The 24,583-nt window shown below is 45.6% G+C and carries 25 protein-coding genes; 17 read left to right on the forward strand and 8 right to left on the reverse strand.

The window, feature by feature from the left end; genetic code table 11:
• The first annotated feature begins 115 nt into the window (after positions 1–115).
• Both bglA and AC3WTF_RS03545 read left to right on the forward strand, forming a co-directional pair.
• Complete coding sequence (gene bglA / locus AC3WTF_RS03540) at positions 116–1,558, forward strand: 6-phospho-beta-glucosidase BglA (protein WP_047935815.1); 1,443 nt, start codon at positions 116–118, stop codon at positions 1,556–1,558.
• Positions 1,559–1,705: 147 nt separating this feature from the next.
• Positions 1,706–3,184 (forward strand): glycoside hydrolase family 30 protein, encoded by a 1,479-nt coding sequence (locus AC3WTF_RS03545; protein ID WP_129003403.1) that lies wholly within the window; start codon positions 1,706–1,708, stop codon positions 3,182–3,184.
• A 34-nt stretch (positions 3,185–3,218) separates the two neighbouring features.
• On the opposite strand, the gene AC3WTF_RS03550 is transcribed toward AC3WTF_RS03545, so the two are convergent.
• Together AC3WTF_RS03550 and AC3WTF_RS03555 are read right to left on the reverse strand one after the other, a co-directional pair.
• Positions 3,219–4,709, reverse strand: a complete 1,491-nt coding sequence (locus AC3WTF_RS03550) for a sodium:solute symporter family protein (RefSeq protein ID WP_042635273.1) — start codon at positions 4,707–4,709, stop codon at positions 3,219–3,221.
• The gene (locus AC3WTF_RS03555; RefSeq protein WP_003153716.1) at positions 4,709–4,909 is read right to left on the reverse strand and encodes a DUF3311 domain-containing protein; all 201 of its coding nucleotides are present in this window, start codon (positions 4,907–4,909) and stop codon (positions 4,709–4,711) included. The genes AC3WTF_RS03550 and AC3WTF_RS03555 overlap by 1 nt, the downstream gene beginning before the upstream one ends.
• A gap of 185 nt (positions 4,910–5,094) precedes the next feature.
• Between AC3WTF_RS03555 and AC3WTF_RS03560 the strand changes: the two genes are divergently transcribed.
• Together AC3WTF_RS03560 and AC3WTF_RS03565 are read left to right on the forward strand one after the other, a co-directional pair.
• On the forward strand, positions 5,095–6,018 hold the full coding sequence (locus AC3WTF_RS03560) for a ring-cleaving dioxygenase (protein WP_025284865.1): 924 nt from the start codon (positions 5,095–5,097) through the stop codon (positions 6,016–6,018).
• A 2-nt stretch (positions 6,019–6,020) separates the two neighbouring features.
• Positions 6,021–6,623, forward strand: a complete 603-nt coding sequence (locus AC3WTF_RS03565) for an alpha/beta hydrolase (protein ID WP_032865122.1) — start codon at positions 6,021–6,023, stop codon at positions 6,621–6,623.
• A 43-nt stretch (positions 6,624–6,666) separates the two neighbouring features.
• Here the strand turns inward: AC3WTF_RS03565 and AC3WTF_RS03570 are convergent, their stop codons facing one another.
• A complete protein-coding gene (locus AC3WTF_RS03570; protein WP_003153727.1) occupies positions 6,667–7,275 on the reverse strand; it encodes a nitroreductase family protein in 609 nt (202 codons plus the stop codon).
• A gap of 129 nt (positions 7,276–7,404) precedes the next feature.
• Between AC3WTF_RS03570 and yodB the strand changes: the two genes are divergently transcribed.
• Positions 7,405–7,746 (forward strand): transcriptional regulator YodB, encoded by a 342-nt coding sequence (gene yodB / locus AC3WTF_RS03575; protein ID WP_012117759.1) that lies wholly within the window; start codon positions 7,405–7,407, stop codon positions 7,744–7,746.
• A 39-nt stretch (positions 7,747–7,785) separates the two neighbouring features.
• Here yodB and AC3WTF_RS03580 read toward each other — a convergent pair whose 3' ends face one another.
• Complete coding sequence (locus AC3WTF_RS03580) at positions 7,786–8,154, reverse strand: hypothetical protein (protein WP_020954038.1); 369 nt, start codon at positions 8,152–8,154, stop codon at positions 7,786–7,788.
• A gap of 52 nt (positions 8,155–8,206) precedes the next feature.
• Complete coding sequence (locus tag AC3WTF_RS03585) at positions 8,207–8,596, reverse strand: tautomerase family protein (protein ID WP_007407958.1); 390 nt, start codon at positions 8,594–8,596, stop codon at positions 8,207–8,209.
• Positions 8,597–8,798: 202 nt separating this feature from the next.
• Between AC3WTF_RS03585 and AC3WTF_RS03590 the strand changes: the two genes are divergently transcribed.
• On the forward strand, positions 8,799–9,038 hold the full coding sequence (locus AC3WTF_RS03590) for a hypothetical protein (protein WP_003153736.1): 240 nt from the start codon (positions 8,799–8,801) through the stop codon (positions 9,036–9,038).
• 34 nt (positions 9,039–9,072) lie between these two features.
• On the opposite strand, the gene AC3WTF_RS03595 is transcribed toward AC3WTF_RS03590, so the two are convergent.
• Positions 9,073–9,537, reverse strand: coding sequence for a hypothetical protein (locus tag AC3WTF_RS03595; RefSeq protein ID WP_003153738.1), 465 nt, complete (start codon positions 9,535–9,537; stop codon positions 9,073–9,075).
• A gap of 97 nt (positions 9,538–9,634) precedes the next feature.
• Here AC3WTF_RS03595 and rarD point away from each other — a divergent pair, with 97 nt between their 5' ends.
• The 4 genes from rarD to bshB2 all read left to right on the forward strand — a co-directional run bounded on the left by rarD (position 9,635) and on the right by bshB2 (position 11,907).
• Entirely contained in the window at positions 9,635–10,531 is an 897-nt protein-coding gene (rarD, locus tag AC3WTF_RS03600; RefSeq protein WP_007407959.1) for an EamA family transporter RarD, read from the forward strand.
• A 67-nt stretch (positions 10,532–10,598) separates the two neighbouring features.
• A complete protein-coding gene (gene yoyC / locus AC3WTF_RS03605) occupies positions 10,599–10,877 on the forward strand; it encodes a protein YoyC (protein WP_003153742.1) in 279 nt (92 codons plus the stop codon).
• The gene (locus tag AC3WTF_RS03610; protein WP_007611980.1) at positions 10,874–11,224 is read left to right on the forward strand and encodes a YojF family protein; all 351 of its coding nucleotides are present in this window, start codon (positions 10,874–10,876) and stop codon (positions 11,222–11,224) included. Before yoyC ends, AC3WTF_RS03610 begins: the two co-directional genes overlap by 4 nt.
• A 17-nt stretch (positions 11,225–11,241) precedes the next feature.
• Positions 11,242–11,907 (forward strand): bacillithiol biosynthesis deacetylase BshB2, encoded by a 666-nt coding sequence (gene bshB2 / locus AC3WTF_RS03615; RefSeq protein WP_007407961.1) that lies wholly within the window; start codon positions 11,242–11,244, stop codon positions 11,905–11,907.
• A gap of 27 nt (positions 11,908–11,934) precedes the next feature.
• Here bshB2 and AC3WTF_RS03620 read toward each other — a convergent pair whose 3' ends face one another.
• Positions 11,935–12,783, reverse strand: coding sequence for an STAS domain-containing protein (locus tag AC3WTF_RS03620; RefSeq protein ID WP_007407962.1), 849 nt, complete (start codon positions 12,781–12,783; stop codon positions 11,935–11,937).
• A 13-nt stretch (positions 12,784–12,796) separates the two neighbouring features.
• Entirely contained in the window at positions 12,797–14,158 is a 1,362-nt protein-coding gene (locus tag AC3WTF_RS03625) for an MATE family efflux transporter (protein ID WP_020955938.1), read from the reverse strand.
• A 275-nt stretch (positions 14,159–14,433) separates the two neighbouring features.
• On the opposite strand from AC3WTF_RS03625, the gene cdaS reads away from it, so the two are divergent.
• The 7 genes from cdaS to sucA all read left to right on the forward strand — a co-directional run bounded on the left by cdaS (position 14,434) and on the right by sucA (position 24,581).
• Positions 14,434–15,060, forward strand: coding sequence for a sporulation-specific diadenylate cyclase CdaS (gene cdaS / locus AC3WTF_RS03630; RefSeq protein ID WP_007407964.1), 627 nt, complete (start codon positions 14,434–14,436; stop codon positions 15,058–15,060).
• Between the two features lie 118 nt (positions 15,061–15,178).
• A complete protein-coding gene (locus AC3WTF_RS03635) occupies positions 15,179–16,390 on the forward strand; it encodes a macrolide family glycosyltransferase (RefSeq protein WP_007407965.1) in 1,212 nt (403 codons plus the stop codon).
• A gap of 320 nt (positions 16,391–16,710) precedes the next feature.
• Positions 16,711–17,952: a C40 family peptidase gene (locus AC3WTF_RS03640; RefSeq protein WP_007407967.1), complete on the forward strand. Its 1,242-nt coding sequence runs from the start codon at positions 16,711–16,713 to the stop codon at positions 17,950–17,952.
• Positions 17,953–18,033: 81 nt separating this feature from the next.
• Complete coding sequence (locus AC3WTF_RS03645; protein WP_492314194.1) at positions 18,034–18,624, forward strand: superoxide dismutase family protein; 591 nt, start codon at positions 18,034–18,036, stop codon at positions 18,622–18,624.
• A 77-nt stretch (positions 18,625–18,701) separates the two neighbouring features.
• Positions 18,702–19,592 (forward strand): AAA family ATPase, encoded by an 891-nt coding sequence (locus AC3WTF_RS03650; RefSeq protein ID WP_032869968.1) that lies wholly within the window; start codon positions 18,702–18,704, stop codon positions 19,590–19,592.
• Positions 19,593–19,602: 10 nt separating this feature from the next.
• The gene (locus AC3WTF_RS03655; RefSeq protein WP_076851390.1) at positions 19,603–21,519 is read left to right on the forward strand and encodes a vWA domain-containing protein; all 1,917 of its coding nucleotides are present in this window, start codon (positions 19,603–19,605) and stop codon (positions 21,517–21,519) included.
• 227 nt (positions 21,520–21,746) lie between these two features.
• Entirely contained in the window at positions 21,747–24,581 is a 2,835-nt protein-coding gene (sucA, locus tag AC3WTF_RS03660; RefSeq protein ID WP_022553224.1) for a 2-oxoglutarate dehydrogenase E1 component, read from the forward strand.
• The last annotated feature ends 2 nt before the right edge of the window (positions 24,582–24,583 follow it).

Raw genomic sequence — 24,583 nt, forward strand, 5'->3', positions numbered from 1 at the left:
ATAATATGAAAATAAAGGCAGGCATTCTTCTGCACTTGCGAAGCGGATGCTTGAAGCGGCTGCAGTGCATTTATTCGGCATGCAAGCGGCAGTCAAATAAAGGAGGATATAAACGATGGGGACATTGCCAAAAGATTTTTTATGGGGAGGCGCTCTGGCCGCCCACCAATTTGAAGGGGGATGGAATAAAGGCGGCAAGGGACCGAGTGTAGTGGACGTCATGACGGCAGGCGCGCATGGTGTGCCCCGGAAAATAACAGATACAATTGAAGAGCGGGAATTTTATCCGAATCATGAAGCGATCGATTTTTATCATCGTTATAAAGAGGACATCGCATTATTCAGCGAGCTGGGTCTGAATTGTTTAAGAACGTCCATCGGCTGGAGCAGAATTTTTCCTAAAGGTGATGAAGCCGAGCCCAATGAGGAAGGATTGGCTTTTTACGACCGGGTGTTTGATGAATTGCTGAAACATGGGATTGAACCGGTAATCACGCTGTCACATTTTGAGATGCCGCTGCATTTGGCGAGAGAATACGGCGGTTTCAGAAACAGAAAAACAGTCGGATTTTTTGTAAAATTCGCTGAAGTGTGTTTTGAACGCTATAAACATAAGGTGAAGTATTGGATGACGTTTAACGAAATCAATAATAAGATGGATGTGAATAATCCGATCTTTTTATGGACGAACTCGGGCGTCGCCGTCAAAGAAAACGAAAACGCAAAAGAAGTCATGTATCAGGCCGGCCATCACGAACTGCTGGCAAGCGCATTGGCTGTTTCGAAGGGAAGAGACATCAATCCCGAGTTCAGGATCGGCGCGATGGTATCACATGTTCCGATTTACCCGTACTCATCTCACCCCGACGATGTGATGCTGGCTGAAGAAACGATGAGACAGCGTTTTTTCTTCCCGGACGTGCAGGTTCGCGGATATTATCCAAGCTATGCGTTAAAAGAATTTGAAAGAGAAGGTTATCAGATACACTTTGAAGACGGTGATGAAGAGATTTTGAAAAACGGCCGAGTGGACTACCTCGGATTCAGCTATTACATGTCTGCAACCGTAAAAAGTGATGTATCAAACGATAATACCGGGGATGTCGTAAACGGAGGATTGCCAAACAGCGTGGAAAATCCTTATATTACAGCGAGTGATTGGGGCTGGGCGATTGACCCGACCGGTTTACGGTACACATTAAACCGCTTATACGACCGCTACCAGATTCCATTATTTATCGTGGAAAACGGATTCGGCGCCATCGACACATTAGAAGAGGACGGTTCAATTCATGACACTTCAAGAATTGAATATTTATCGTCACATATAAATGCTTTGAAAAAAGCAATCACATATGATGGTGTGGATGTAATGGGCTATACACCATGGGGAATTATTGATATCGTGTCATTTACAACCGGAGAAATGAAAAAACGCTACGGCATGATTTATGTTGATCGGGATAATGAAGGCAACGGTTCAATGAGGCGGCTTAAGAAAGACTCATTTGAATGGTATAAAAAAGTGATTGAAACAAACGGTTCATATGTATCTTAAAGGTGTAAAAAGGGAAGGCTTCACCGTTGTGTGAAGCCGGCTTTTTATCAGTAATTTTGAAAGCGCATTCATTCAAGCGGGAAGGAGGTGACTGTCCGGCTATTCAATTAGAATCGCTTATAAAAATAAGGAAAGGGATGGTGGTTCATGTTTTTTAAAAAAGGTCTGCACATAACGCTGGTTTTTCTTATGTTTTTCTTTTTCATATCAAGCAGCATGGAAACCGAAGTGTATGCAGCTGATCGGAAGGCTTCAGACAAAAACAAAGTAAGGGTGTGGTTCAGTTCTGAAAAAGATCCGGCTTCCCGTACGTGGTATGACGGGCCGCTGGAAGTGAAATACGCCTTAGACGAACAAACACCGCTTACATTGACAAAAAAGAAGGCTTCTGACTCCGCCGCTGTGTATATTGATCCGTCGCGCCGCTATCAAAGTGTGTTAGGCGTAGGATCGTCCCTGGAAGAATCCACAATCCATAATTTATCAAAAATGACACCCGCAAAAAGAAAAGAAGTGCTGAAAAAACTCGTTGATCCCAAAGATGGTATCGGAATGGACGTTATGCGCATAACGATCGGGACATCTGATTTTACAGCACAGGAATTTTATACGTATGACGATATGCCTGAAGGCCAAACAGATCCTAAGCTCCGTCATTTCTCGATCCAAAAGGATATTGATTTACACATTACAGCAACCATCAAGGAAGCGCTGGCGATAAATCCGGAACTAAAAATCATTGCCTCACCGTGGAGCCCGCCGGCTTGGATGAAAACGAATGAAAACCTCAAGCGGGGAAAGCTGAAAGATAAATATATCGGCACACTGGCCGTTTACTTCCGCAAATTTATTGAGGCGTACGAAAAGCAAGGAATTCCGATTTATGCGCTGACCCTTCAAAATGAACCTTTGCTGGAAATCGACTATCCGAGCATGTATATGCCGCCGTCTCAGCAGCGCAAACTGGCACTGGCCTTAAAAAAAGAAATGAAAAAACACGTAATTGACACGAAAATTTGGATTTATGATCACAATGCGAGCGGGGCGTGGAACTATATTCCGCCGATTTTAGATGATAAAAAAGGAAACCGGGCGGCAGACGGCATCGCTTTTCACGATTATGACGGTGACCTTTCCGTCATGTCGGAAATCGGAAAGAGATATCCTGATCAATCTATTCACTTAACGGAGCGGTCTGTCTGGGGGACGGCAGGGGCGGACCGGATCGCGCAGTATTTCCGCAACGGCGCGTCGAGCTACAATGCGTGGGTGACGATGCTCGACAGTCAAATCAAGACGCATCATTGGATAGGCACCCCGGACCCGACGCTGTTTATTCAGGATGCCAAAAACCCTGACCGCTATTGGAATATCCCGATCTTTCATATGACAGGCAACTTTTCAAAATTTATCGACCGGGGAGCAAAGCGGATAGAAAGTAATTACGGCTCCAAAAACACAGTCTCGAATGTATCGTTCCTTAATCCTGATCAATCCATTGTGACAGTCATAATCAACCAGACATCCGCCGATCAAAAATTCCATGTCGTTTCAGAAAATCGGCAGTTTGAAGCCGTCATCCCGGCTAAAACCGTGGCTACCTACAAATGGAAGCGAAAAAAGTAAAAAACCGGCACATTTACGTGCCGGCTTCTTTCTGTTAAGCGCCTTTTTGGTTCAGTTTATCAGAAGGCGCTTTATTGAATAAACCGTCTTTGACGGCGTTTGAAGCCGCTTTTTTTACAAAAAACGGGTTAAGGATAATAACGGCTGCCATGTTAGCGGTCAAACCCCAAAACCCTTCATATATACCGTGGGCGGATTGGGTGATATTTACCGTGAATGTCACGATAAGACCGACGAGAAGACCGATAATTGTCGCTTCTTTCGTTTGATTCTTCCAAAACAGACTGACGGCGATAGCCGGAAAGATCTGAACCATGCCGGAAACACCGAGAAGCTGAAGGGTAACGAGCGCAGTCGGGAACAGCATGCCGAATAAAAGCGCGAGTCCGATGACGACAAATACCATTGAACGGGTGATCATCGTCAGCTTGCTTGGTGACACATTCGGGTGAATCAAATCCCGATATAAGTTATTCGCAAATAAGTTTGATGCTCCGATGGCCATGATAGAGCAGGGAATCAATGACGCAAGGGCAATCGTGGAGTAAGCAAAGCCCTGCGCGACTCCGCCGTAAGACGTTTGAATCAGCTTCAATAAAGCAAGCCGCGGATTGGTATCTTCCGGCAGGACAAGAAACGCGATAAAGCCGAGAAAAATAACAAGAATCAAAACAATATTATAAAGCGGCAGAAACATGCTGTTTTTGCGGACGGCATCTGCGCTTTTTGCCGTAAATACGCCGGTTGCCGCATGCGCCCACATAAAGAGCGCCAGCGCAGATACGATGGAAGCTGTGATAAACCAAGGAATTCCTTTCGGCCCCGAGTCCGGAATCGTCAGCATTTGCGGCGCTTTTTCAGCCAAAGTGTGAATCATCGGCGTCCAGCCGTGAAAATGGATCAGCGGGAGTGACACGACCATAAACAGCATAATCACCCACACGAGAATGTCTTTAATAATCGCCGTAAACGTCGGCCCTTTAATTCCGCTGAAAAAAGTATACAGCGCTACAAGAATAAAAGAGATGATGACGACCATATTGACATTAATGACACCCGTTCCGGCCACCTGAAGCGTATCTTGAATTCCGCTCAGCTGGAGACAAATATAAGGAATGAGCATAAGAACGCCGATAATGGCGACAAGACTGGCCAAAAGTTTACTGTCAAAACGCTCACGGGCATAATCGGCAAGCGTCGTTAATTTGTGTATTTTTGCCACTTTCCACAACTTCGGCAGAAAGAAATAAGCGATAAAATACGCCAAAACAGAATACGGAATGGCAAAAAAAGCAACGCTTCCCCCTGTGTAGGCAGTGCTTGTTAAGCCTAAAAACGTATAAGCCGTATAGAGATCCGCGCCGACTAAAAACCAGACGAGGAGCCCCCCGAACCGTCTGCCGCCGACAGACCATTCCTCAACAGAAGTGCGTGATGATTTGTCTCTCCCGGCTATAAAGCCGATACAGACAACGGTTAAAACGATGACGGCTGTAATGATCAATGCTGTTATATTTGCGGGCATCAGTCCAGTCCTCCTTGTTTCTTCTGCAGCCTATAAATAAGAAACGAACATAATGGAGTGACTGCGATCCATAAAAGCAGCCAGAAATGAAAAAAAGGCAGCCCGATAATGATCGGATGAACCCGATTAGCGACTGACAGCAGGGCCAGCTGGCTGAAAGGGATTAAGATGAGAACGAAAATTAGTGCTTTTCTGACCATTTACTTTCCTCCTGAAACTTGATAATGCTCCTTATCATAGCAGGTGTCAGATAAGATCACAAGATATTTTTCAGAAAAAAAAGAATTCTATTACTTTTTTAACCGAAACACTTTAGTTGCATCTTCATTCATATTAAATTAGAATAGTTAATATCTCGAAATCAAGATATTTAGGAGTGAATACATTGAATACACAGGGATTGCACCATGTTACCGCATTTGCAAAAGATCCTGCTGAAAATCTTCGGTTTTATACTGAAGTGCTGGGTTTGCGGCTCGTTAAAAAAACCGTTAATTTTGACGACCCGGCCACTTATCACTTTTATTTCGGCAACCAAAACGGAGAGCCGGGTACGATCATTACATTTTTTCCTTTTCAGGGAAGCCGCCCGGGAACCGTGGGAAAAGGGCAGGCCGGAAGAATTTATTTCTCCGTGCCGAAAGGAGCACTCGCGTTTTGGAAGCGCCGGCTTGAAGAAAACGGCTTGTCTGTAAAAGAACAGATCATGCTGTCTGAACAAGTGCTTCTCTTTAATGATACAGAAGACCTGCCGCTTGCCATAATGGAAGATGAAAGAAGCGGACAGAGTGAATGGACTCCTGCGGGCATTACTGAAAAAGAAGCGATCACAGGCATGAGAGGTGTTCTTCTGTACTCGTACCGTCCTGAAGCAACCATTCAATTTCTCATAGAACGCTTCGGTTATTCAAAGACAGGAGAAGAACATCAGATTGTCAGGCTGCAATCGGAGGCGCGGATCGGACATATTATAGATGTTGATCTCGCACCGAAAGAAGCAGGTATCGGCGGTTACGGGACGGTTCATCATGTCGCATTCCGCACTAGCGAAAAAGAGCAGGCGGAATGGAAGGATATTCTTGCTGATTCTCATCTTGCTTCATCTGACATTCTTGACAGGTCTTACTTTACTTCAATCTATTTCAGGGAAAGCGGCGGCATTTTATTTGAAATGGCAACCGATGAACCGGGCTTTATGACGGATGAATCCTTTGAAAATCTCGGAACAGAGCTGAAGCTTCCGGAATGGCTGGAAGAGCATCGCAGCCAGATTACAGCTGTTTTGCCCAAAATGGAGAAAGGAGAATGATGATGAAACATGTGTTTGAACAGGGAACGTCAGAAAATGTTCTGCTGCTTTTGCACGGAACGGGAGGAAATGAACATGATCTTCTGTCGCTCGGACGTTTTATCGATCCGAAAGCAAGTTTGCTCGGGGTCAGAGGATCAGTGTCGGAAAACGGCATGCCCCGTTTTTTTAAGCGGCTGAAAGAAGGCGTATTTGACGAGAAAGATTTAATTGAACGGACGGAAGAATTAAAGAATTTTATTGATGAAGCGGCGCAAATGTACGGATTCAGCAGAGAAAACGTGATTGCTGCCGGCTATTCAAACGGCGCCAATATTGCAGCAAGTCTTTTGTTTCATTATAAAGATGTACTGAAAGGAGCTGTTCTGCATCATCCGATGGTGCCGATACGCGGAGTGAAGCTGCCTGATATGGAAGGGCTGCCTGTGTTTATCGGTGCGGGAAAACGCGATCCCCTATGTACAAAAGAAGAATCGGAGGAGCTTTATCAGTATCTGACAGCTGCTCATGCATCCGTTTCTCTTGTTTGGCAGGAGGGCGGTCATCAGCTCACACAGCAGGAAGCAGAGCAGGCAAGAACCTGGTACAGTGAGCGATTCCTATAAAAAACCCTTAGTCTGCTTAAGCGGACTAAGGGTTTCTTTCATCTTACAGCCAAGTTGACACTTTAGATACAGGCAGCCGGTTGCTTTTATGCGCCGGCTTAACGGCTTTACCGATTGAAATCAGCATGACGGGCACGAAACGCTCGCTCACGTCGAATTCCTTAACGAATTGCTCTTTATTGAATCCGCCGATCGCGCAAGTGTCGTAGCCTTTTGCTTTAGCGGCAAGCATCAGCTGCATCGCTGCTAAAGAAGCGTTTAAAAATGCTGAATCACGGGCAAACTGATCATTTTGGTATGCACCGTTAATCTGGCCTAAAAGCGTTTGTTTAATCTCTTCTGTGATATTGCCTTGCTCAGCCAGTTCAGCATAAACGTCTTCACCATTTTCATTTGCTTTTAAATCGCCTAATACGGCAATAACTGCTGATGAATCAATAATCTGTTTTTGATTAAAAGCAACCGGAAGCAGGGCAGCTTTTGCTTCATCACTGTGAAAGACTTGAAAATGCCAATGCTGAAGGTTCCAGGCGGAAGGCGCTTGCGTTGTGATTTCAAGGAGTTCTGTTAATTCCTCTTTTGTAATGACCGCGTCTTTATCGTATTCTTTAACAGATGCGCGTTCCTTTAAAACGTCTAATACGGATGTCATCATGTTTCCTCCTTCGGATAAACGTGTTATCATAATAGAAAAGTTAGAAGCTTACTAAATGTAACTCGAAAACTAATTTTAATGGATCACAAAAAACTTGTCAATTCATAGATGAAGGGATGAACTCACGTGGGATATACAATGTGTCCTAAAATGGAATCCGCTTTTTCTCTTTTGGGAAAGCGCTGGAACGGCCTCATTATCCATGTACTGATGGACGGGCCGAAACGATTTAAAGATATGACCGAAACGATACCGACAATCAGCCAAAAAATGCTCGCGGAGCGGCTCAAAGAGCTGGAACAAAATGAAATCGTCGAGCGTCAGGTGCTGCCTGAAACACCTGTCAAAGTCATTTATAAACTGACTGATAAAGGCTTGGCCCTGCAAGCCGTTTTTCAGGAAATGCAAAAATGGGCAGACAGTTTTTGCGAGCCCGGGGGATCTGCCAACGACACATGTGATGAATAACAAAGGCTGCCCAAGGCAGCCTTTTCTTAATGATCATGTTTACTCTTCATAAAAACCATTAATATCAAAATTGTTCAGATTGAGGTTCAAGCCTTTTAATTGCTTTAATAAAGCATCGAATGTAAGGAAATGATCATTTTTACATTCCGCCGGGACATCATTTGGAGAAAATAGTTTCATTCCTCCCTCAATCCACTGTTTCCGGTATAACTGAAATGCCGCTTCAATTAAATGATCAGGCGTTACAATAAACCCTAAGCTTATTTCATGGTCCTCGCTGTAGCCGAATTCAAACCCGCAGCAGGGGCAAATATCAAATGTTTTTTGATATTCGCCGTTATAAACGGGACTTGTCTCTAATCCTTTAAATCCGCATATCAAACAAGGGTACAACTCACTAACCAACATACATCCCTCTTTTATTCAGTTTGCAATCATTCAGAACAAGCGGGGAGGCCTTTTACAGTTTCCCGGTTAAAAACTGAGCCTCACCAAGCCCGAAGCTCCAATCGGCGTTCCCGTTTTCTGTAATGGAAATCATGATGTCCTCGGGTGATATGCCGCATTCTGTTTTAAGCTGATCAGCCATCAGTTGATATAACGATTCTTTTTGATGTTCGGTGCGCGCTTTGCTGACAATGCTGATGATGACAAGATCTTTGCTTCTTTTGAAACCGAGCCCGGTATCTTCAATGATAAGCTCATGAGGCCGATGCTGGTGAACGATCTGATAACGGTCCGTTACAGGGACGTCAAAAGCTTTAACCATGGCGTAATGGGCGGTATCCAGTAATTTTTTTAATGCTGCGTCATCCCGGCCTTCAATAACGTCAAAACGAAGTAATGGCATATTTTATTCCCCCTGATGGTTTTTTATCATGTCGCAACTTGTAAAAAAGTATAACAGTTAATCAAAATGTAATCAAATTATAACCAAAATATTTATACATTAATGCAATATCACAGAGAGGCACATGTTGTTACAATCGCCCAATCAATTTCCTCATTTTATGAATACGCTTAAGAATAGGCAGACATAAAGGAGGAAAAACATGTACCCTCGTCATGCATTGTATCGCGGGAATTTCGGTCCTGCCGGATTTCCGGCGAGAAGTCCTTTTTTGTTCGGCGCTCCTTTATTCGGCGGATTTTTAGGCGGTCTTCTCGGAGGCGTGATTGCCACAGGCTTTACAAGACCCCGCTATCCGTACGGGTTCGCCGGTTACGGATACGGAGGCGTCCCATACGGCGGTTTCGGGCCGGGAGCCGGCGGTTATCCGCCATTTTATTAAAGAAAAAACGGCCTGCATCGCGCGGGCCGTTTTTTTATCTTAAAATCTCCACTTCCGATAGATTGTAGTCTTCCTGTTTTGAAAACATAACTTCAATCATCCCGTCTTTATAGACTGCTTTTGTTCCTTTCCGTTTGACGAGGCTCGGAAGGACGATTTCTTTTTTTCCTTCTCCCAGACTGCTGTTCTCTACAACGAGGCTGTGTGACGTATGCTTAATCCTGATACGGTCGAGTTCCTCTTGTTCTGCGGGAATTTTCGCAAAAACATGATCGGATGTTTCAAAAAGGTCAATTTCCGGCTTGGGCGGCTCCGCTTCGACCGGATCGGCCTTTTTGGACATTGGGTCGCGAAAAGGGAACTGTCCGGCATAACCGGCGCCGAATACGCTTTCCATCACTCGGTTGACATATGTCTCGACATCTTTCGGATCAGCATTTTTAAACGTTTCTTTAGAGAACTGATTTTGGAAGGGAAAATATCTGTTCCAATCAAACACGGCATCTCACCCTTTCTTAACGGACAACATAGTATATGCCCGCCGGAAGCTTCCCGTGATATAATATAATCTGTTTACAGAAAGGAAGGGGAAAGCCGTGCAAGGGAATAACGCAAGAAAAGGAATCATTTATACCGCTTGTTCTTTCGTCATGTGGGGGCTGTTTCCGGTCTATTGGAAACTTCTTGAACAAATACCCGCATTGGATATTTTAGCTCACCGGATTTTATGGTCATTTGTTTTCATGTGTGTGCTTTTAACTGTGCTTAAGAAGTGGAAAACCGGATGGCGTGAACTGCGTCTTTTGAAATCGGAAGGGGGCCTGCTGGCGCTTTTTTTCGCTTCCGTTTTAATTTCCGTTAATTGGTTTGTGTACATATGGGCCGTCAATCACGGCTTTTTGCTTGAAGCAAGTCTCGGGTACTACATTAATCCGCTCGTTTCCGTTCTTTTGGGCATCCTATTCTTAAAAGAAAAGCTTAACAAGATGCAAACAGCAGCCGTTTCTATTGCCGGGGCGGCCGTGATCATATCTGCGTTTCAATATGGCGCGGTTCCTTATATCGCATTGCTGCTTGCATTCAGCTTCGGCCTGTACGGCTTATGTAAAAAAAGAACCCGCATGTCCAGCACGATCGGACTGACGCTGGAGACGCTTTTGATTACCCCGGCTGCACTTATTTATTTAGGATATACAGCTGACGGGAGCACTTCCGGGTCCTTGGGGGCAGGAACATGGGCGCTCCTATTTTTCGCAGGCGTATTTACGGCCCTGCCGCTGTTGCTGTTTGCAGAGGGGGCAAAGCGTCTGCCGCTGTATCAAGTCGGCATTTTGCAATATATAGCGCCGACCATTACCCTTATGCTCGGCGTATTTGTGTATCATGAACCGTTTTCCGGGCAAAAAGCGTTTACCTTCATTTGTATATGGGCAGCATTGCTTTTGTTTACCTTTTCACAGATAAAATGGAAGCGGCCGATAAAAAGCCGCTAAGCCTTTCGCTTTCCAGCGATAGCTTAAATTATGTATAATCATTACGAGTATGTAAAGGAGCTGTACAATGGGCACTGATAAAGACATAGCAAAAGCCTATCAGGCACTGTGGAATAACCGCACTCTCCCGGCTTCAACTCTTGAAGAAGCGGAGAAGGCAATTGATCTTGAACTGCTTGATCAAAGAACACATCCGAGGCTCCGGAAGTCACCCGAGGAAAAGTTTGCTCTGGCGGTGCAGCGAATTGTAGATTCCCGGCTGCGGCCGATTGAGAAATATGAATTGGTTGAACTACATACGAAGCGTTTGCAATTTTTAAAAGAAGAAAGAGGGGAGCAGCTATGAAAGCGATCATAAAAGAAGATGTGCAAACTTCTTTAGAGCGATATGCCGATCGTCCTGTATATATCCATTTGGAAACAACGACCGGTTCTTATTCAGCGCATCTGAATGAGAAAAATATGACGGTTGTAGCTTATATACGCAATGCAAAAGTGACGTACCATCAGGCGAAAATCAAAGGAAACGGCCCGTACCGCGTCGGTTTGAAAACAGAAGAGGGCTGGATTTACGCAGAAGGTCTGACTGAATATACAGTAGATGACGAAGACCGTCTGTTAATGGCAGGGCATCTGCCGGGCGGAAAATTGGCGATTTCGCTTCAAATCAGCGAAAAGCCGTTTACAGTTTAAAGAAAAGGGTGAAAATCATGAAAGAACATGTACTCGTCATCCTGCCTCACCCTGATGATGAATCATACGGAGTGGCAGGGCTGATTGCTTTACACAGACAAAAAGATATTCCCGTTACGTATGCATGCGCAACGCTTGGCGAAATGGGGCGGAACATGGGAGATCCTTTTTTCGCGAACCGTGAAACACTGCCGCTGTTAAGAAAACAAGAGCTGATCGACGCATGCAAAGCAATGGACGTTACTGACCTGAGAATGCTCGGGCTTCGTGATAAAACACTTGAATTTGAAGATGACGAGTGGCTCGCTGATATGATGGAAGAGATTATCGACGATGTAAAACCGAGTCTGATTGTCACATTCTATCCGGAGCACGGCGTCCATCCGGATCATGATGCATGCGGCGAAGCGGTTATCAGAGCGCTTTACAGAAAGAAAAAAGAGGACCGCCCGCGCACGCTTTGCATGGCAATCACCCGCAACAGGGAGGAAGCCGTCGGCAAGCCTGATGTTATTCTTGATATTAAAGAGGTTGCCGATATTAAAATGAATGCCTTAAAAGCGCACCGCACCCAAACGGAAGGCATGCTGAGAGAGCTGGAAGAAAAAATAAAAAATAACGAGCCGGTTCTTCAGACATGGTTTGAAGAAGAAGTGTATTGGACATATCCGTGGAAAGACTGATAAAAAAAGGGATAAGGCTGAAATGCCTTATCCCTTTTTTTGTGTCAGATCGGAAGCGATCGCTTCTGCAAGCGAAGACCTTATTGATAAATTTGAAAAACTCAGTCCCAGCTGCACTGCGGTTTGGGCGATTTCAGGACGGATTCCGGATAATGTCGCTTTCACGCCGAGCATTCCGAGTGATTCAATTAAGGTGAAAAGCTGTTGGGCAACCATCGTATCAATCATGGCTACGCCCGATAAATCAATGTACAGCTGCGTGATGCGCTTCTCTGAACACTGGTGCAGCGTATTCTCCAAAATCATTTTGGCTCTTGCCGTGTCAATATCCCCGATCAGCGGCAGCAGTCCGACATTGTCAAAAAGCACAATTACCGGCGAGCTCAGCTCGGTGATCAATTCTTTTTGCGCTTCAAGCTGAATGTTTGTGTTTTTATACATTTCTTCTATGAAAATATGAATGACCACATCAAAAGATTTGATCAGCGTATGGAATATATCTTCGGCATCTTCTTCTGTCACGGTGTCTGAATGAAGTCTGGTAAACTGCTTGACATGGCCGACATACAAATCACGAACTCTGATAAACTCGCGAATAATATAATGGATGGGAGTTTTTAAATGTTCTTTATCCCGTGCGGCTTCAAACGCCCACTTTTCCAATGCCGCTGTATATACTTCCTTCTCTTCAGAAAAAATCCGATTGAGTTGATAATTAAACGCCAGATTTTGTTTTTTCAGATTTGTGAGTACAGCCGGGTCAGTAGAAGCATAAACAGAATCAGGATCCGTTTCATGAAGCGTATCAAACCATGTCTGACTGATGTCCTCCGCCCGTTCAGTTAAATAATCGTACAGCAGTTTATGTTTTGGCATTGCTGCTCCTCCTTTATAAAATCGTCATTTTTTTCACATAATGCTTTTGCAGTTTCATCAGTCTGAAGAATAAACCGAGAGCTCCTGCGGCAAGTCCCGCAATTAACCCGATCCAGTAGCCGTATGCCCCGAGGCCCGTATAAGTGCCGACTGCGTAACCGACCGGAAGCCCGATAATCCAATACGACACAAAAGCCGCGCCGAGTGTATAATTGACATCCTTATATCCTCTCAGAGCGCCTTGTATCGGAGCTGCTACGGCATCAGAAAGCTGGAAAAACAGCGCATAGATTAAAAAGTGCTGCGTCAACATGAGCACCGCTGGATCTGATGTATACATTCCGGCGATTTGCGGTCTGAACAGCAAAATGAAAGCCGCCGTGCATAAAGAAAAACAAAGGGCCATCACAATGCCGATATAGCTGTATGACCGGGCATCCCTGTAGCGCTTTGCGCCTGCTTCAAATCCGACTAAAATGGTCATGGCCATGGATACGCTGAGCGGCAGCATATACAAGAGGGAAGCAAAATTCATTGCCGCTTGGTGGGCTGCAATCGTCACCGTCTGAAAATGGCTCATAAGCAGTGTGACAGCCGCAAAAATGCTCGTTTCAAAAAATACCGCAAAACCGATAGGCAATCCGATTTTCAAAAGCTTCCTGCATTCAGACGGAGAAAAACGGTACAGTTTCCGAAATACAGAGTACCCGGCAAACGGCTCAAATCTGCAGACGATAAAAAAGCTGATGGCGCAAATACACCAGTAAGTCAGGGCGGAAGCGAGCCCCGCCCCGACTCCTCCCAATGCCGGCATGTTGAATTTCCCGAAAATAAATACATAATTTAAAACAAAATTAATAGGCAATGAGCAAAGCGTAATAAGCATTGTGACTCGCGTTTTGCCGAGTGCGTCAATAAACGAGCGCAAAACGGTGTACACAAACAAAGGAAAAATACCGAGGGATAAAAATCCTAAAAAGTGTTTTGCGATCGTCCGGACACGAGGTTCCAGGCCCAAATGTCCCAAGATCATATCAACGGTGAAAAAGCCGATCAGGATAACCGCCGCACTGAGAACGGCCGCTACATAAACGGCCTGGATGACGGAAAACGGCACTTCCTTTTGTCTGCCGGCTCCAAACAGCTGCGAAACAACGGGCGTAACGGCCATTAATATTCCTGCAAGGCCCGTATAAACCGGCGTCCACAGGCTTGAACCAATTGCAACCCCGGCTAAATCGGCAGCGCTCACTTTCCCTGACATCACCGTATCCAAAAAGGTGATCAGGGAAAGGCCCGCCTGTGTGATTAAAATCGGAATGAAGATATGTAACAGCTGTCTGACCTTTTGGCCGATCGTGTTCGTTTCTCTCAAGTTAGGTTCCCCGTTTCTTTATTAACGAGAGAAATTATAACATTTTATGTATAAAAAGCAATGAAAGCCGGCCTACTCTTTTTTGTCCGGTTTCGGCTTTTTAAACATCTTGGCATAAATGAATGAAAGTGAAATGACCCCTAAAAAGGTGCAGATATATTGCATCAGCCGTGCGAATTCCATATGATGTGCGCCTCCTTTCATGATTATGGTGCACACAGCGGCGCATATCCATGCGCGCGATGCAGAAAATAAGGGAAAGGAGCTGATGTGACATGCGCCACACTCAAATGACGGAAAGCGCGTTTACCGCTGCCGTTCAAACGTATTTGAAACAAATTACGGAGGATGCCGGAATGATACTGCGGACATTGGATGAAAAAGACCAATGCCTTCTTTGCGAATTAGATGAACTGGGACATACGTTTCAGGAAATGCAGGCTGTCGCTTCGTCGTTTTACCTGCAGTCATATATCGAACACTTTACGCCTTCCTATACAGAGCTGGCGAGGGCCGTGCAGCATCTGGCGGAAGAAAAACACGGAGCGCTGATTGTGATTGAACGTGCAGATCCGCTGGACGGAATGATACAAAAAGGGACCAGCCTGCATGCCGAGATCAGTGCAGCTTTAATTGAGAGTATTTTTTATCCCGGCAATCCGCTTCATGACGGAGCCGTATTGGTCAGAGAAAACCGGGTTGTATCAGCAGCCAATGTGCTCCCGCTCACAACAAAACATGTCGATCTCAAATACGGGACGCGCCACAGGGCCGCGATGGGACTTTCGGCCGTGACTGATGCACTCGTGCTCGTTGTTTCAGAAGAAACGGGAAAAATGTCCTTTGCTAAAGACGGCGGACTGTATCCGCTTGTTTCGCCGCGGGCGCTTCATACGAAATAATAAGAAAATGGGAATATTGTACCCATTTAATATTAATAAGGTGAACATCTTTACCTTTTTCTGTATTGATGTTATCGTTTAAATATACATAAAATTTAAAAGAATAGGGAGTGGAAAGATGGCAAATGTATTGATGATCGGCTTTCCGGGAGAAGGCCATATCAATCCGTCTTTAGGCGTCGTAAAAGAACTGAAGGCAAAAGGGGAACATGTCGTATATTACGGCGTGAAGGAATATGAGAACAAAATCGCGTCAAGCGGAGCGGAATTCCGTGAATATGAAGATTTCCGAAAAGATGAATTCGGAAAAAATGCAACGGGTGATGAACAGCGGGACGCTACCGAGTTTTTGCTATTAATGATTGAGACTTCCAAAAAAGCCGCACTCCGTATTCTTGAGGAAGTAAAAGATGAATCCTACGACTACATCCTGTATGATCATCATTTTCTGGCAGGAAGGCTCGTGAGAAACCAGCTGAAACTGCCGGCATATTCACTTTGTACGACATTTGCAATGAATGAAGCATTTATTAAAGAAGTGTTTTCAAATACAAACCTTGTATCAGAGGAATCATCTCATTATCCGGCTTATACCGAAGCGGTCAGCCGGCTCAATGAAGAATTCAGCGCAGACATTAAAACGCCGTATGATATTTTCTCAAATGACGGCAGAAAAACCATCGTATTTACTTCAAGAGCGTTTCAGCCGAAAGAAGAAGAGTTTGGCGATTCTTATCTCTTTGTCGGTCCGTCCATAACCGAAAGGGCGGCGGCTCAAGATTTCCCGTTTGAACAGCTTGAAGGAGAAAAAGTCCTGTTTATTTCCATGGGTACGATTTTTAACAATCAGAAGGAATTGTTTAATAAATGCTTAAAAGCGGTCAGAAACTTTAACGGAAAAGCCGTCATGTCAATCGGCAAACATCTTGATCCGGCGGAGCTTGATGAAATTCCTGAGAATGTCATTGTCAAGCCTTATGTTCCGCAGCTTGAGATCCTGAAGAGAGCAGACTTATTTATCACTCACGGCGGGATGAACAGTACGAGCGAAGGGCTTTACTACAAAACCCCGATGATTGTCATTCCGATGGGCGCAGATCAGTTCGCCGTCGGAAGCCAAGTGGAAAACACGGGCGCGGGCAAAATGTTTAAAAAAGAAGATGTAACAGCGGAACTGCTCACTGAAGCAATAAAAGAATTGAGCGAAAATCCTGAATATCAGACAAAAGCTTCTGAAATCGGAGAATCCCTGAAAGCGGCCGGCGGAGCACAGCGTGCAGCGGAATTGATAGCAGAAGACGTGAAAACTGCCGAGACCCGGGTTCTGTAATCAGCCGTCACCCGCTTCCTTTAAAGGAAGCGGGCTTTTTTTGATTGTTTTTCGGGAGGATTTTTCACGCCGTAAAGAGAATTGTATGAAAAACAGACAAGAAAGGTGGAATGTCGCGGAAAAAAGCCATGTTATGAAAATGATTCCAAAGTCTTTTGTGAAATGTTCTCAATTTATGTAAAATGTGTGGCATTGGTGATGATCTAAGGCCAAATGAATCGGAATTAATGTCGACTTCTGAATGAATCCTGCATAACAGGCGGCGTCCAAAGAAAAGGAACGTCCCTTTCAGCAATGATAAATAGGAGGTTTTTCGTTATATGAAGAAAAAAATCGCAGCCGGACTGGCTGTATCTGCAGTAATGACTTCAACCTTCGCCGTGCATCCCGCTGAAGCAAAAACCATTCAAGTAAAAAGCGGCGACTCTCTTTGGAAGCTTTCCCGGCAATATCATACAAGTATTTCAGCCCTGCAGGCGGAAAATAAACTGAAATCAACGATACTCCACCCAGGACAGCGGCTGCACATTCCCGGCGGCAGCGGCACACATAAAACGGGGCAAAAGGGAAAACGAAGCACGGGTGCCTACACAGTTACATACGGAGACTCGTTATGGGTGATCGCAAAAAAATACAAAATGAGCGTTTCTGAGCTGAGAAGCCTGAACCGTTTGAGTTCAGATGTCATCTATCCGGGCCAGAAACTGAAAATTAAAGGGTCTGCCGGCGGCACGGACGGAGGCGGCAGACAGACAAAGCCTGATAAAGGCGCATCAGGGACTTACACTGTGAAGCCGGGTGACTCGCTGTGGAAAATCGCCAATCAAACCGGCATCACCATCGCCGAACTGAAAAAGCTGAATCAATTAACATCAGACATGCTGTATCCGAATCAAGTGTTAAAGATCAAAGGTTCTTCACATAACGGAAACAGCGGCACAACACCGCCATCTCATTCAAATCCTTCTGAGAAGCCATCCACTTACAAAGTAAAAGCAGGCGATTCCCTCTGGAAAATTGCTAATCGGTTCGGCATCACCGCTCAGCTCATCAGAGAAAAAAATAAATTGACAACTGATGTGCTTCAAATCGGACAAGTTCTGGTGATTAACGGAAAGGGAAAAACAGAAGATCCTGTGCGGCAGCCGGATAACAAACCGGCAAAACCAAACAAGCCGAATACTCCCGAACCTCCGGTGACAGGGTCAAAGATTGACAGAATGATAGGCGAGGCGAAAAAACATGTCGGCGTGCCTTACCGCTGGGGAGGCAATACGCCTGCGGGCTTCGATTGCAGCGGTTACATCTATTACCTTTTAAATAAGGTAAGCTCTGTTTCCCGTCTGAGCACGGCCGGATATTGGAATACGATGAAACATATCAGCCAGCCGTCAGCAGGCGACTTTGTCTTCTTTACGACATATAAAGCGGGCCCTTCTCATATGGGAATGTATTTAGGCGGAGGAGATTTTATTCACGCAAGCTCCTCCGGGGTTGAAGTTTCAAACTTAAGCAATCCGTATTGGAAAAAAGCTTATTTAGGAGCGCGCAGTTATTTTTAAAAAAAGCCTTTCGGGGCTTTTTTTGTTTACCATTTTTACGTTTTGACAAGACTGATGGGTAAAAAATAAGGGGGAGGAAGCATGAATCGTCTCTTGCTTTTTCTCATGCTCGCATCAATTACGCTTTGCGGCTGCGGGGGGAGACCCGCTCCTGTTCCGCCCAAAAAACATGGGGAAAGCCGCGCATTGGAAGCATCTGCATACCGTGAGCATGCCGGACTCATCAATCAAAACGGAAAAACGATCGGATATATCGAAGTGAGGGAATCTGATGATGAAGGGTCAGACATTCATATATCAGCGGGGCATCTGCCGCCCGGCACTTCTCTCGGGTTTCATATTTATGAAAAAGGGACATGTCAGGCACCTGATTTCGAATCAGCCGGCGGTCCGTTCAACCCTTTGAACAAAGAACACGGCTTCAACAATCCGATGGGTCATCACGCCGGGGATCTCCCCAATCTTGAAGTGGGGGCTGACGGTAAAGTGGATGTCATTATGAACGCGCCGCAAACTTCATTAAAAGAAGGGAGCAGACTCAGCCTGCTCGACCGGGACGGAAGCGCGTTCGTCATTCATGAACATACGGACGATTATTTGACAAACCCGAGCGGAAATTCCGGAGCCAGAATCGCCTGCGGTCCCCTGACAAAAAGCGCCCGCAGGGAATGAGCCCTTTTGTATTGAGTATACAAGGGCTTTTTTAGTATACTCGGTTATGGAATACAAATGGAAAGGAAACATCACCTATGACTTCAGAATTACAGCACCTATCACTTCCGGAAGATATACAAAACAAACTGCAGGCTTATCAAAATCATCCCGTTTCCCAAGAATTCCGGGATTTAATCGGATCATCAGGCTATGAGGCCGAAGATAAAGCGATTGTATTCGATGCCGTCATTGCTTTGACAATGGGAAAAAATATCTTATTAAAAGGACCGACGGGTTCAGGGAAAACAAAATTGGCGGAAACGCTTTCGAACTATTTTCATAAACCGATGCACAGCGTCAACTGCTCCGTAGACCTCGATGCAGAAGCGCTTGTCGGCTATAAAACGATTGAAAATGAACAGGGACAGGCGACAATTGAATTCGTTCCCGGACCTGTAACAACCGCAATGAACAAGGGACATTTTTTATACATTGACGAAATCAATATGGCAAAGCCTGAAACCCTTCCGATTCTAAACGGCGTGCTAGATTACAGAAAAATGATGACAAATCCCTTTACAGGAGAAGTGATTAAGGCAAGCGAAGGATTCGGTGTTATCGCCGCGATTAATGAAGGCTACGTCGGCACCGTTCCGCTGAACGAAGCCCTTAAAAACCGTTTTGTCATCATTGATGTTCCGTATATTAAAGGAAGCCTCCTGAAACAGGTGCTGACCTCTCAGTCTGTCTTAAAAGATGAGAAATTAATTGAGCGTTTTATGACGCTGTCTTCTGATTTAATCGCACAAGCGCATAACGGACAAGTGTCAGAAGAAGCGGCGTCCATCAGGGCTCTCATTGATACGTGCGACTTGGCTGCGTACATCCCGCCGAAACGGGCGATTGAAAGAGGCATCGTAGAAAAACTTGACGATGACAGGGAAAAAGCCGCTGTCAGAAATATTGCAGAAACGCTGTTCGAATGAGGGATATACAATGAAGTTTATCAAATTTAACGACAGCACGATTGATTCGTTTTTGTTCATGATGCTGACTGACCTGGCCAAAACACTGACCAGAAGCAGTGAAGTTGAAGTGGAATACGGCGTGCAGTCTTACTACAATCCCTTTGAAAAGAAAATTTACATGAGCCACTTTTGGAAAGACCGATCAGCCGGGGATATGGAAGCCGGCCTGAAAAGCGATGTCTATTTGCGCGCTGTCGGAACACGCAGCAGCTCATTTCGGGAATTTGCGGGGTTTTTAAATGACGTTCACCGGCATTTCACCCGCCAAAGCTTTGCCAAGCAGCTGTTTATGCTGCTTGAGGATATCAGAATTGAAGAGCTGACCAAAAAAGAACGGCCGGGAACGAAACGTGTTTTTCAGAAGCGGAGGGAGATGTACAGGAAATATTTCACGACGCAGCTGACATTGAATTTAGAACGGAGCATTTTCACCGACGCTTTGTATTGCGCGATGTTTGTCAAGCTGACGGCTGAGTCTCCGCTTGAAGGCATTCCTTCCATGCATGAACATATTGATATGATGATACCGTATATTGAACGTCAGCTCATCCGGGTGTATGAGGCGGATTCTACGGAACAAATCGCAAGAATAACGGAAGACCTCATGGAAGGCCTTGATGAAGTGCTTGAGAAAGATATGCTGAACACGTACTTTTTTCTGCCGGAACTTGATTACGAAAAAGCGGCTGAAGAGCCTTTATTCGAAAGTGTAAAAAAAGCGCCTTCGTTAAGTGACGATCTCACGCTACCTGAGTCTTCCGACGGAGATGAAGAAATCTTTGAAGAGAAAATGAATACGTGGCACCGGGAAACCGAAGCGCCGGCAAAAAGTTTCCTTCAATTTGATATTGAGCACGGCGCGAAATCGGATCTTGGGAAAGACGCGGCCAGAGAAGGCGATGACGGTGACCAGGCGCTCGGCTCCGTTCAAGGTTCCGCACGTCAGACGAAAAGAGAGGATTACTCCAAACTGGAAGCGCTTGAATCCATTCAGGATGAACATGAGGGCGCGGGGCTGGCTGACGGAAAAGAAAACAAATTTGCCTTCCCGGTTTATCAAACGCCTCATAAAGCGTCTCCTGAAGAGGAGCAGTCTTATAAAGAACAGGCAAAAACGATAGAATCATATCAAAAACGCCTGAAGCAGATGATACAAAAAACACTTGAGCACAAAAAAACGCTCCCGCGGACCGACCTTCACGCAGGCCGGCTGAATCGCAAACTGATCCGCTATTTTACGGAGCGGAACCCGCGCCTTTTCTTTAAAAAGCAGGACCCGTCTTCAGACATTGACGCCGTTTTTACATTGCTTGTCGATTGTTCGGCCAGCATGTTCGACAAAATGGATGAAACAAAAAGAGGGATCGTTCTTTTTCATGAAGCCTTGAAATCAGTGTCCGTACCGCACCAGATCGTCGGATTTTGGGAGGATACAAACGAAGCGACCGAAACGAGCCAGCCGAATTTCTTCAATACCGTCATTTCGTTTGAAGAGTCGCTGCTGCAGGCGGCGGGTCCGCTGATCATGCAGCTTGCGCCTGAAGAAGATAACAGAGACGGATACGCCATCAGACAAATGACGAAACAGCTGATACGGCGGAGTGAGTTGCAAAAATTTTTAATCGTGTTTTCAGACGGAGAGCCGGCAGCATTCGGATACGAACAAAACGGCATCGTCGATACGAGCGAGGCTGTCATCGAAGCGAGAAAAAAAGGGATAGAAGTCATAAATGTTTTTCTGTCCAATACTGCGATAGAGGAATCACAGATGAAAACCATTCAGGATATGTACGGAAAGTACAGTATTTTTGTTCCGGATGTCGATCAGCTGCCCGATGTGCTGTATCCGCTCTTGAAAAAACTGCTTCATAAAAGCATAGGATAGGCTTTTTCCTATGCTTTTTCGCTTTTTATTTTAAAATGATTTAATTTTTTCGGTATTGATCTGTTTTTTTTACTATTTTGTGAACAATCAAGGTAGAATCCAAACGCAATCAGTGGTAAAATATCCTTGGAAGCGTTTTTATTACATAATTTTGGGCACAGCGTTCAAAAGTTATTTCAAGATAGTGAATTGATCACTTGATTATCTAGGTTGGGGGTAATATTCAAATGTTTCAAAATAATATGAAACAAAGAATGAATTGGGAAGATTTTTACGGACCGAACCTCGGCTACGCACTGGAGCTGTACGACCAATATGCTGAAGATCCAGACAGCATTGATCCGGATCTGAAAGACATGTTTGACGAACTCGGCGCTCCGCCAAGCCAAATAAAAGAGGCATCGGGAACAAAGGAACAGGGACGCGTCACCGCAGATCTGATTCAAAAGATCGCAGCAGCAGTTAAACTTGCAGAAGATATTCGAACCTATGGCCATCTGAACGCTTCCGTCAATCCGCTCAGAAAGGATCCGAAAAAGAGCGAGCTCTTTCCGTTATCCGAGTACGGGCTTACAGAAGAAGAAATGAAAGCAATACCCGCGTCTGTCATCTGTAAGGACGCACCTGCCAATATAACAAACGGCTTAGAAGCCATCCAGCATTTACGCAATACCTATAAAAGAACCATCTCCTTCGAGTTTGACCATGTGCATGATTTCGAAGAGCGTGCATGGATTACAAAAATGGTCGAATCCGGAGAACTGTTCCGGAAAAATTCACCGGAAAAACTGTCAGCCGTTTTAGAAAGACTGACGGAAGTAGAAGGATTTGAACAATTTTTACACCGGACATTCGTCGGTCAGAAGCGTTTCTCAATTGAGGGATTAGACGCGCTTGTGCCGGTCCTTGACGACATTATCGCCCAGTCTGTGAAAGCGGGCACAACCAATGTCAATATCGGGATGGCGCACAGAGGCCGTTTAAATGTGCTTGCGCATGTGCTCGGCAAACCGTATGAGATTATTTTCTCAGAATTCCAGCACGCGCCGAATAAAGACCTTGTGCCGTCTGAAGGATCGACCGGCATCAGCTACGGCTGGACGGGCGATGTAAAATACCACCTCGGTGCAGACAGACAGCTTCAGGATGCTGAAACCAAAAGCGCGCGGATTACGCTTGCAAATAACCCGAGCCATTTGGAATTCATCAATCCGATTGTTGAAGGAAGCACGCGGGCGGCACAGGAAACAAGAACGCAAAAGGGGTACCCGGTTCAAGACGAAACAAAATCGCTCGCCATTTTAATTCACGGTGACGCAGCGTTTCCGGGAGAAGGCATTGTCGCCGAGACGCTGAACTTAAGCTCTCTGAAAGGCTATCAGGTCGGCGGGGCCATTCATATCATCGCCAATAATATGATCGGCTTTACAACTGAAAGCGATGAATCACGATCCACGAAATATGCCAGTGATTTGGCGAAGGGCTATGAAATCCCGATCGTTCACGTCAACGCGGATGATCCGGAAGCATGCCTGTCAGCCGTTAAATTTGCGGTTGAATACCGGAAGCGGTTCAATAAAGATTTCTTAATCGATTTAATCGGGTACAGACGGTATGGCCACAATGAAATGGATGAGCCGTCAACGACACAGCCGATGCTGTATGACGCCGTCAGAAAACACCCGACTGTCAAGCGGATCTTTGCGGAAAAACTCGTAAGTGAAGGACTGATCAGCGAGGAAAAAGCGCAAAACATCGAAACGGCAGTGACAAAACGAATTGAAGACGCCTATAAAAAGGTGCCCGCCAAAAAAGAAGACGCCGTACGGGAAATTGAATTGCCGGAGCCGGTGTCCAACGGTTTTCCAGACGTTGACACAGCCATTGATTTTGATGTTCTCCGCAAGCTGAACGGCGAACTTATCAACTGGCCGGAATCTTTTAACGTGTTCGGCAAGCTGAAAAGAATCCTGGAAAGACGTGCAAAAGCGTTTGATGATGACCGTAAAGTTGAATGGTCATTGGCTGAATCGCTTGCGTTTGCTTCCATTTTGAAAGACGGCACGCCGATCCGGCTGACCGGACAGGATTCAGAGCGCGGAACGTTCGCTCAAAGAAACCTTGTGCTGCATGACAGCGAAACAGGAGAAGAATTTGTTGCCCTCCATCACTTAGACGACTGCGCTGCTTCATTTACGGTGCATAACAGCCCGCTCTCTGAAGGATCGGTTCTCGGCTTTGAATATGGATACAACGTGTATTCGCCTGAAACGCTTGTGATGTGGGAGGCGCAGTACGGGGACTTTGCCAATGCGGCTCAAGTCTATTTTGATCAATTCATATCTGCAGGACGGGCAAAATGGGGACAAAAATCAGGACTGGTCATGCTGCTGCCTCACGGTTACGAAGGGCAGGGCCCTGAACACTCCAGCGGCCGCGTCGAGCGGTTCCTGCAGCTGGCGGCGGAAAACAACTGGACGGTGGCCAACCTGACAAGTGCGGCTCAGTATTTCCATATTTTAAGAAGACAAGCGAAAATGCTGCTTCGTGAGGAAATCCGCCCGCTTGTGATCATGACGCCGAAGAGCCTGCTGCGCAACCCGAATACGGTATCTGAAGTGCAGGAACTGAGCGAAAGCCGATTCAAGCCTGTCTATGAGCAGTCCGGTCTTTCCCATGCTTACGAAAAAGTGACTCGCGTCGTATTATCAAGCGGAAAAGTGTCAATTGATATCAGCGATCACTTCAACAAAATGGAAGGCGATAAGGATTGGCTTCATATTGCCAGAATCGAACAGCTGTATCCGTTCCCGGCAAAAGATACGAAGGAGCTTTTCGCCAAACTGCCGAACCTGCAAGAGATCGTTTGGGTTCAGGAAGAGCCGCAGAACATGGGGGCATGGAGTTATATCAGCCCGTATCTGACGGAAATCGCCCCAAAAGGAGTAAATGTCCAATACATCGGCCGAAGAAGACGATCCAGTCCCGCAGAAGGAGATCCGACAGTCCACAAAAAAGAACAGGAACGCATTGTATCTGATAGCTTGACTCGCAAAAACTAAGG

The organism is Bacillus sp. EB106-06-01-XG163, assembly GCF_058791615.1.

Excerpts from the sequence above, each read along its gene's own strand:
- AC3WTF_RS03550 (WP_042635273.1), bottom strand. The coding sequence starts at position 4,709 with ATGCCCGCAAATATAACAGCATTGATCATTACAGCCGTCATCGTTTTA.
- AC3WTF_RS03650 (WP_032869968.1), top strand. The coding sequence starts at position 18,702 with ATGACTTCAGAATTACAGCACCTATCACTTCCGGAAGATATACAAAAC.
- AC3WTF_RS03570 (WP_003153727.1), bottom strand. The coding sequence starts at position 7,275 with ATGACATCCGTATTAGACGTTTTAAAGGAACGCGCATCTGTTAAAGAA.
- AC3WTF_RS03640 (WP_007407967.1), top strand. The coding sequence starts at position 16,711 with ATGAAGAAAAAAATCGCAGCCGGACTGGCTGTATCTGCAGTAATGACT.
- AC3WTF_RS03635 (WP_007407965.1), top strand. The coding sequence starts at position 15,179 with ATGGCAAATGTATTGATGATCGGCTTTCCGGGAGAAGGCCATATCAAT.
- AC3WTF_RS03580 (WP_020954038.1), bottom strand. The coding sequence starts at position 8,154 with ATGTTGGTTAGTGAGTTGTACCCTTGTTTGATATGCGGATTTAAAGGA.
- yoyC (WP_003153742.1), top strand. The coding sequence starts at position 10,599 with ATGGGCACTGATAAAGACATAGCAAAAGCCTATCAGGCACTGTGGAAT.
- AC3WTF_RS03545 (WP_129003403.1), top strand. The coding sequence starts at position 1,706 with ATGTTTTTTAAAAAAGGTCTGCACATAACGCTGGTTTTTCTTATGTTT.
- AC3WTF_RS03620 (WP_007407962.1), bottom strand. The coding sequence starts at position 12,783 with ATGCCAAAACATAAACTGCTGTACGATTATTTAACTGAACGGGCGGAG.
- AC3WTF_RS03610 (WP_007611980.1), top strand. The coding sequence starts at position 10,874 with ATGAAAGCGATCATAAAAGAAGATGTGCAAACTTCTTTAGAGCGATAT.
- AC3WTF_RS03565 (WP_032865122.1), top strand. The coding sequence starts at position 6,021 with ATGAAACATGTGTTTGAACAGGGAACGTCAGAAAATGTTCTGCTGCTT.
- AC3WTF_RS03655 (WP_076851390.1), top strand. The coding sequence starts at position 19,603 with ATGAAGTTTATCAAATTTAACGACAGCACGATTGATTCGTTTTTGTTC.
- AC3WTF_RS03555 (WP_003153716.1), bottom strand. The coding sequence starts at position 4,909 with ATGGTCAGAAAAGCACTAATTTTCGTTCTCATCTTAATCCCTTTCAGC.
- AC3WTF_RS03590 (WP_003153736.1), top strand. The coding sequence starts at position 8,799 with ATGTACCCTCGTCATGCATTGTATCGCGGGAATTTCGGTCCTGCCGGA.
- bglA (WP_047935815.1), top strand. The coding sequence starts at position 116 with ATGGGGACATTGCCAAAAGATTTTTTATGGGGAGGCGCTCTGGCCGCC.
- AC3WTF_RS03645 (WP_492314194.1), top strand. The coding sequence starts at position 18,034 with ATGAATCGTCTCTTGCTTTTTCTCATGCTCGCATCAATTACGCTTTGC.
- sucA (WP_022553224.1), top strand. The coding sequence starts at position 21,747 with ATGTTTCAAAATAATATGAAACAAAGAATGAATTGGGAAGATTTTTAC.
- AC3WTF_RS03585 (WP_007407958.1), bottom strand. The coding sequence starts at position 8,596 with ATGCCATTACTTCGTTTTGACGTTATTGAAGGCCGGGATGACGCAGCA.
- cdaS (WP_007407964.1), top strand. The coding sequence starts at position 14,434 with ATGCGCCACACTCAAATGACGGAAAGCGCGTTTACCGCTGCCGTTCAA.
- bshB2 (WP_007407961.1), top strand. The coding sequence starts at position 11,242 with ATGAAAGAACATGTACTCGTCATCCTGCCTCACCCTGATGATGAATCA.